This is a genomic window from Nostoc sp. (assembly GCF_035638895.1).
Lineage (GTDB): Bacteria > Cyanobacteriota > Cyanobacteriia > Cyanobacteriales > Nostocaceae > Nostoc.
The window spans coordinates 1-1,634 of record NZ_DASQZC010000650.1; the positions used below are offsets into that span (position 1 = coordinate 1).

Annotated in this window: 1 protein-coding gene; it reads left to right on the forward strand. The window is 46.8% G+C overall.

The genetic code is table 11. The features are described from left to right. Positions 1 to 106: 106 nt before the first annotated feature. Positions 107 to 1,519 (forward strand): transposase, encoded by a 1,413-nt coding sequence (locus VE944_RS31025; protein WP_324986700.1) that lies wholly within the window; start codon positions 107 to 109, stop codon positions 1,517 to 1,519. The last annotated feature ends 115 nt before the right edge of the window (positions 1,520 to 1,634 follow it).

Here is a 1,634-nt window from a genome sequence, read left to right on the forward strand (position 1 = left end):
AACTCGAGTCGGAAGATTTTAAGTCGGCCAATCTAAGCAGATCATTTTAACTTGCCGAAAGCGCTGTGTTCACGCACGCTGCTCGCATCTATTGCGGAGCAAAATTATGCTATTTTTCAAGGCGCATAAGGAAGTGGTTGACTATGTTGATCTTGTAAATTGCCAGCTGCTTGAGAGTGGTGCCAGGGGAATGAGTAGGATTCAGCGGGATTGGCTTTCCTACTGTATTACAGGGGTCATTGTCACTGGATCGATTTGCTGGGCGAAGATTGATCGAGCTTCATTTTCAAGTCGAAGTGCCCGTGCCTTATCCTTCATTTTCTGCTGTGCAAAAATCCCCTGGGACATGCTTTTTAGAGTGAGCATGCTGGCTCTTATCAGACTTTATAATATCCAGAGTGGAACATTGGTCATTGATGACACTGAACGAAAGCGCTCCAAGCAGACCAAGACTATCCATGGTGTTCACAAGATGAAAGACAAAAAGACCAATGGCTATATCATGGGCCAGGAGCTGGTTATAGCGGTGCTAGTCAATAAAACTATTTCCATGCCTGTTGGATTTTCATTTTATATCCCGGATCCTACGCTGCAAGCGTGGCAGGATCAAGATCGGTGCTTGAGAGAGCAGGGAGTGGATAAATCCAATCGTCCAGTAAAACCCAAGAGGGACAAGAATTTTCCAACCAAACAGAAGCTTGGACTCATCCTCATTCGAAGATTCCGATTCTGGACCAAGTCAAAAATCAAAATAGACAGTATCCTCGCCGATGCTGCCTATATGTCTAAATACTGGCTCAATACCTGTAGAAAAGTATTTCCACAAGCTCAGGTTATTTCACAGATCAAAAGCAACCAAATCGTCCAATCAGGGAACAGGCCGGAAGTCTCTGCGAAAGATTTCTTCGCCAACGCTCGCAGCAAAACGTTGATGGTTCCTATCAGAGGTGGTAAGCCCAAAAATGTCACCATGGCTTCGGCCCGGCTATTCGTTCGATCTCTTGGGCGACGGATGCTTATTGTAGCCCTCAAGTATGAGGGGGAAGATCAATATCGATATCTCGCGGCAACCGATCTCACCTGGCGTTCGATGGACATCGTCAAACAATATTCTTTGCGATGGCTGATTGAAGTTTTCAACCAAGATTGGAAAGCGTATTGTGGATGGGGTAGGCATGCCTGCCAACAAGGCGTTGATGGCGCTCGCAGAGGCGTGTGCTTGAGCGTGTTGGTAGACCACTGCCTCCTATCTCATCCCGAACAACTTCGTCTTGGGCACGCGGCCCAACCGCTTTGGACGGTTGGTTCTCTTCACCGCAAGCTACAAATACAAAGCCTTTTCGCAAGCATCGAGACCATCCTGGACTCAGACAATCCCAAGAAAAAACTGCAGACATTGGCTGAAAATCTCGATGAATTGATTGAACTTCGTCCATCAGGAAAGCACATGGCGGGTCGCGAAATAGGTCCACCTGAACCGAGCCCGGCCTTGCAAAGAAAATATAAAAATACGGGATAGTGTGACGAAGCTTGGTATTGATGGGTTTCAAAACTGCCTAGAGAATTAGATTCTATGGGTCGGGCCGCCTATCGATTGATGGTTCACATATTCAGGGATTTCTTCCGACTCGAGT

Excerpts from the sequence above, each read along its gene's own strand:
- VE944_RS31025 (WP_324986700.1), top strand. The coding sequence starts at position 107 with ATGCTATTTTTCAAGGCGCATAAGGAAGTGGTTGACTATGTTGATCTT.